A 4,982-nucleotide genomic window follows, 5' to 3' on the forward strand; every position below is an offset into this window, starting at 1 on the left:
TATCCGCCGCATCATGACGAAATAGGACCCCCGCGGTCCACGCCGGATGAATACGCAAACGCCGCCTTGGGGAAGACCCGGAGGCGGCACTTGCCTCGACCCGGTTGGTTCCCATCTTCGACCGCCACCGTGGATACCGCGGACGTCTTGAATGTGCCTGATACCTCGTCGGATGGACAATTAACTGCCGGGCGGCACAGGCCCGATCTGCATGCTCCCGTTGATGTGTGGTGGCAGCAACTCCATCCGGTAGTCCGACGAGACCGCCTCATAGGCATGATCCGCGCCCCAGGTCAGCCGCACCGCGATCTCATGGCCTGCATCACCGAAGATGTGCGCCACGTCCTCGACCATCCAGCGGCGGGCGCCGGCCTCGAACGCGAGGACCACGCATTCCCCCATCCTGGGAACGGGTTCGCCCGCAGCGAAGGAGATGGTCCGGCGGCGGGTGTCGTCGAGCCACCCGAGTCTGCCGGGCGCGAGGAAAACCACGTTCAGATCGGTCATGTGCTTCATCCCTCAGCGTGCGGCGGGAAGTCGTCGTGGCAATAGATACTCTGCCATGAGGCCCGCCAAGCTTCCCGCGACCGTCGCGCAGGCGAGGTCCTGTTCTCGGGATGCGTTTCCGAATACGCCGACAGCGCCGATCAACAAGCCACCTCGCCTCAATGGCAGGCCGCCCCGTTCGTGGAAAGCCGCGGTCCCTTCGCCTTCGACGACGGAACAGTAGAGGTCATCACCGGGCGGCGGCATGATCTCGCTTGGCTCGCCGGAGATGGCCGAGGCCACGGCCTTTCCGATGGCCCTGCGCGCGTCCATGCAACCCGCGCCGTCCATCTTTGAGAACGCTACGAGGCGGCCCTCTCCGCCGCAGACCGCCACGCTAACCAAGATCCCAAGGCGGTGAGCCTCGGCGATGGCACGCCCAACGATTGCGGTCGCCTCATCCAGCGTCAGGACGCCGGCATCCATGATGGAAACGCGAGCTTTCATCACCGGTCGTCCCGGGTCAGTATCTCGCGACCGAGCGCCAGCAATTGCCCATCCGTCGCGGCGGAGAGGTCGACATTCACGGTCGCCACGACGCGTCCCTGCGTCTCGTGATGGTGCTCCCGCAGTCGGTCGGTCAGCACGGACATCGCGCTGCTCTTGCCGGTGCCATGACCGACGATGGCGATACGCGGCGCATTCCTGACCGCCGCGACGATCCCCTCGTAGAAGCTCAGGTCCTCCGGGGCGCGCTGGCCGCGATAGTTCCCATCGTCCTTGTGGGTGAGATGGTGGATGTAGCCGTGGGGGTCGTACGGCCGCAGGGTGGATTCCGTCGCCCCCTCGACGGTCTCGGGATCGAGGCGGTAGATTCGCGCCTCGTGGTGATCCACGACGATCAGGGCATCGCTCTCTTTCGCTGCGGGGGTTGCTGCCAACATCTCCGTGGAAAAGGCGGATAAGCCGGCGTCCTCCATCAGGTGCCGCAGGCGCTCGACCTCGCGGGGATCCATGTCCTTGTGGTGCGGTTGGGGGAAGGTCCACTCACGACCGCCCAGGCTCAAGGTCCACTTTCCGTCGGACTTCTCCTCGGCGCTTCCGAACCGGTCGACGAAGGCCACCACCTTTCGCCATTCCAGGTTATGGCTGGTCGGATGATTGAAGATCTGGGCGAGGGTCGTCCGGTCGTGGCCGTGGATCTGGTGATGGATCATCGAAAGGGTTTCCTGAAGGAGGCCGTACCGGGCGATCCAATCGGACCGCCCGGTGCATCGACGTGAAAGACCTGCTCAGACGACCCTGATGTTGTTCTCGACGGTGGTGGCGCCGGGCGCGGCCCAGGCGGTCCATCCGGCCATCTGTCGGTCGTACCAGTTGTCCACGGTCCCGGTCAGACGGACCGTGCCGCCGCTGGCCGTGACGTTGATGGTCTTCGGGTCGTACCAGCTCCGATGCAGAGCCTCAGTGATGTCGGCACCGATGTTCACCGCGTTCGGCCGCTCCTTGATCTTGATCCAGTTGGAGATGCCGACCACGCCGAGCATCCCACGGATGTCGTGCTCGGCCGCTTCCTTCTGGAACTGCCAATCGACCTGGCCGGTGAGGGTGACCCAACCCTTCTCGACCTTGGGCTGGACGGCCTTGTCCGGGACCGAGACGTTCCAGTCCAGGCGCAGGAGCAATGCAGCTGCGATCTCGTCGTCGTTCTTCTGAGCGTGATGCGGAAGGCGGACCTCGATCTCCTCGGCGACGGCGCGCACGCCCTTGACGCGGCCGGTGGCCTTATCGGCAGCGTACTTCTCCATGTAGTTCTCGACATGGCCGGTCAGGGTCACGATTCCGTCCTTGGCGGTGACGCCGATATGCGCGGCGTTGACGCTCGGCTCCCAATCGAGCTCGGCAAGGACATTCGCCTGCAAGGTTTTATCGGTGGTCATGTTTCTCTCCCATTTTCGTCAATCTCGATGACCAGACGTCTTCGTCGCGATAAATCGTGGCGGACGCCTGAAGCCATCGAAGGGAGAATTTTAAATTCTGCTCGGAGGCACTTCTTTGATCTGGCGCAAGACAGATCGATTATTTTGAGCGGATGCTTCGGCTAGCGCTTGATTGCATCCCAGGGGCATCGACACCCCGATTAGGACACCCCAAAATGGCTCGTCCGCTGATATTCGCCCTCCCGCTGATGGGGACGATCCTCATGGCCTCCATCGTCCAGGCCGCCACCGCCGATGGGAGCCCACCCGGGACGAACGGTCCCAATATGCCGGTGGCCAGCGAGGTCGTGCCGAGTGACATAAGGGCTCCCGAACCCACCGCGACCGGAAGCACGTGGGATCGTGAAGTACACACCGGTCATTCGGGGGTGCACTCCCGCTGGTATGGCATCCATCCGAATCCGCCTACCCCCACCGCACGGTAGCGGCATATAGCCATGAGCTATCATTTGGTTTTAAAACCGCTTCGCCTAAGTCGTTAGTTCACACTTGCAAATATTTTTGAAAAATCACTGAAAAGGAAATCTGACATGGCGAGTGACACAGACAAACACCATGAATTGCTTGCTGCGCTCAAGGGCGCTCAAGGAAAAAGTGACGGTCACTTCGAACAGGCTCTCATCAACGCATTCGAGCACGTCTTCAAGCATTTGGAGCAGCTGAACACGATCAGCGATCCCGACGAGGAACGCCGCCTCAAACCCGGCGAGGCTTCGACACTGCGTTAGTGGGCTAATGAAAAATCCGGAGACGGTATCAGCCCCTCTCCGGATCCCAATCTTTGTTGTCGATTTGCTATGCAGAAAACCAACCGTAAGGCTCAAATTCTATAGCTTTGAGAAAATTTATTCGGACTCTAAAGTGCCGTTCCGCCTCATTGATATTCTCATCTGCCTGCCAGGATCTGCACTACAGGGTGCTCAATGAAATGGCATCCGTCGATCTCCATCGACCGGATGCCGTTGTCACTCAATGAACAAGGAACGGATAGTCGGTGTAGCCGTGCGCGCCGCCGCCGTAGAGTGTTTCCCGATCCATCATCGCGTTGAGGGGGGCATCCTTGCGCAGGCGCTCGACCAGGTCGGGATTGGCGATGAACGCACGTCCGAACGACACCAAGTCGGCGCGCCCGCTTGTGATGGCGTCCATCGCCATCTGGCGGGTGTAGCCATTGTTGACCATCCAGACGCCGTCGAAACGCGCGCGAAGTTGCGCGTAGTCGAAGGCGATGCTGTCCCTGGCGCCCCCGGTCTCGCCCTCGACGACATGGACGTAGGCCAGGCGGAAGCGGTTGAGGCCGTCGACGACATGATCGAACAGGGCCTGCGGGTCGCTGTCGTGGGAATCGCCGGCGGTCGAGACCGGTGAAATCCTGATGCCGAGGCGGTCCACGCCAATGGCCAAGGCACAGGCCTTCGTGACTTCGAGCAGCAGGCGCGCCCGGTTCTCGATGGAGCCGCCATAGGCATCGGTGCGATGGTTCGTGCCGTCGCGCAGGAAGGCATCGAGCAGGTATCCATGGGCGCCGTGAAGTTCGACCCCGTCGAAACCGGCGTCGATAGCGCAACGCGCGGCATGCCGGAAATCGGCGATGATCCCCGGGAGTTCGTCCAGCCTCAACGCCCGCGGCATCGACACATCGATGAAGCCCTCGCCGGAGACGAAGGTCTTGGCGTTCGCGCGGATCGCGGAGGGTGCCACGGGAGCTTGGCCGTCCTTCTGGAAGCTGGTGTGCGACATCCGTCCGGTATGCCAGAGCTGGACTACGATGGTCCCGCCCTTGGCGTGGACGGCGTCGGTGACCTTCCTCCATCCCCGGACCTGATCGTCCGTGTAGCATCCGGGCGTATGGGCATAGCCTTGTGCCTGGGCCGAGACCTGCGTGGCCTCCGCGATGATCAATCCGGCCGAGGCGCGCTGAGCGTAGTATTCAACTGCGAGCGGGCCCGGGACCAGGCCAGGGCCGGCACGGTTTCGCGTCAGGGGTGCCATGACGATCCGATTGGCCAGTCGAAGGGCTCCGACCCGAATTGGTTCGAACAGCGTATGCTGCTTCTCGAAAACCCTACCGGGAGCGAGTGCAAGATTCGATTTGTTCATGGCCGGAACCTAAAATGGAGGATATTAACCTGCCTCCAACCTTGCGTCTTCAGCAATCCAGTCGCTAAAAGATCGCGCAAGATTTAAGAGTTTGCGATTCAAGCCATAGCGTTACATGATAAGATCCGCTTTGACTGAGATCAATTGCACCAGCTGTTTAGTGCGCCGACAACCGGTCTAGGCGCGTCTGGTCGATGAGGCGGACGCCGCCCGGAACGATGATGATGCATCCGTCCCGGTCGAGGCGCGCCAGGGTCCGGCTCACCGTCTCGATGGTGAGGCCGAGATGGTCGGCGATGTCGAGGCGGCCCATGGGCAGTTCAAGGGTGACTGATGACCGGCCGATCCGGACGTAGCGCTCTTGAAGTCCGATTAGGAAGGCCGCCACCTTCTCGT

At 61.7% G+C, this 4,982-nt stretch carries 7 protein-coding genes; 1 reads left to right on the top strand and 6 read right to left on the bottom strand.

What is annotated here, in order from left to right; translation table 11 throughout:
- Positions 1–180: 180 nt before the first annotated feature.
- From G3T14_RS23000 to G3T14_RS23015, 4 genes are all read right to left on the bottom strand, one after another.
- Positions 181–507 (bottom strand): hypothetical protein, encoded by a 327-nt coding sequence (locus tag G3T14_RS23000; RefSeq protein ID WP_163644826.1) that lies wholly within the window; start codon positions 505–507, stop codon positions 181–183.
- A 12-nt stretch (positions 508–519) separates the two neighbouring features.
- Positions 520–993, bottom strand: a complete 474-nt coding sequence (locus tag G3T14_RS23005) for a heme-binding protein (RefSeq protein ID WP_163644827.1) — start codon at positions 991–993, stop codon at positions 520–522.
- Positions 993–1,703 (bottom strand): hypothetical protein, encoded by a 711-nt coding sequence (locus G3T14_RS23010; protein WP_163644828.1) that lies wholly within the window; start codon positions 1,701–1,703, stop codon positions 993–995. The genes G3T14_RS23005 and G3T14_RS23010 overlap by 1 nt, the downstream gene beginning before the upstream one ends.
- Before the next feature lie 75 nt (positions 1,704–1,778).
- Complete coding sequence (locus G3T14_RS23015) at positions 1,779–2,426, bottom strand: BON domain-containing protein (RefSeq protein WP_163644829.1); 648 nt, start codon at positions 2,424–2,426, stop codon at positions 1,779–1,781.
- Between the two features lie 590 nt (positions 2,427–3,016).
- Between G3T14_RS23015 and G3T14_RS23020 the strand changes: the two genes are divergently transcribed.
- Positions 3,017–3,214, top strand: coding sequence for a hypothetical protein (locus G3T14_RS23020; RefSeq protein ID WP_163644830.1), 198 nt, complete (start codon positions 3,017–3,019; stop codon positions 3,212–3,214).
- A 241-nt stretch (positions 3,215–3,455) separates the two neighbouring features.
- Here the strand turns inward: G3T14_RS23020 and G3T14_RS23025 are convergent, their stop codons facing one another.
- Both G3T14_RS23025 and G3T14_RS23030 read right to left on the bottom strand, forming a co-directional pair.
- Positions 3,456–4,586 carry an alkene reductase gene (locus G3T14_RS23025; RefSeq protein ID WP_163644831.1) on the bottom strand — a complete coding sequence of 377 codons (1,131 nt, stop codon included), beginning with the start codon at positions 4,584–4,586 and terminating at the stop codon, positions 3,456–3,458.
- A gap of 157 nt (positions 4,587–4,743) precedes the next feature.
- A partial coding sequence (locus G3T14_RS23030) for a helix-turn-helix domain-containing protein (protein WP_163644832.1) occupies positions 4,744–4,982 on the bottom strand: 239 nt, incomplete at its 5' end.

Origin of the sequence: Methylobacterium sp. BTF04, from assembly GCF_010692745.1 — a bacterium.
Lineage (GTDB): Bacteria > Pseudomonadota > Alphaproteobacteria > Rhizobiales > Beijerinckiaceae > Methylobacterium.

What these genes read in the sequence shown, in the direction of transcription:
- G3T14_RS23000 (WP_163644826.1), bottom strand. Translation starts at nt 507, where the DNA reads ATGACCGATCTGAACGTGGTTTTCCTCGCGCCCGGCAGACTCGGGTGG.
- G3T14_RS23005 (WP_163644827.1), bottom strand. Translation starts at nt 993, where the DNA reads ATGAAAGCTCGCGTTTCCATCATGGATGCCGGCGTCCTGACGCTGGAT.
- G3T14_RS23010 (WP_163644828.1), bottom strand. Translation starts at nt 1,703, where the DNA reads ATGATCCATCACCAGATCCACGGCCACGACCGGACGACCCTCGCCCAG.
- G3T14_RS23015 (WP_163644829.1), bottom strand. Translation starts at nt 2,426, where the DNA reads ATGACCACCGATAAAACCTTGCAGGCGAATGTCCTTGCCGAGCTCGAT.
- G3T14_RS23020 (WP_163644830.1), top strand. Translation starts at nt 3,017, where the DNA reads ATGGCGAGTGACACAGACAAACACCATGAATTGCTTGCTGCGCTCAAG.
- G3T14_RS23025 (WP_163644831.1), bottom strand. Translation starts at nt 4,586, where the DNA reads ATGAACAAATCGAATCTTGCACTCGCTCCCGGTAGGGTTTTCGAGAAG.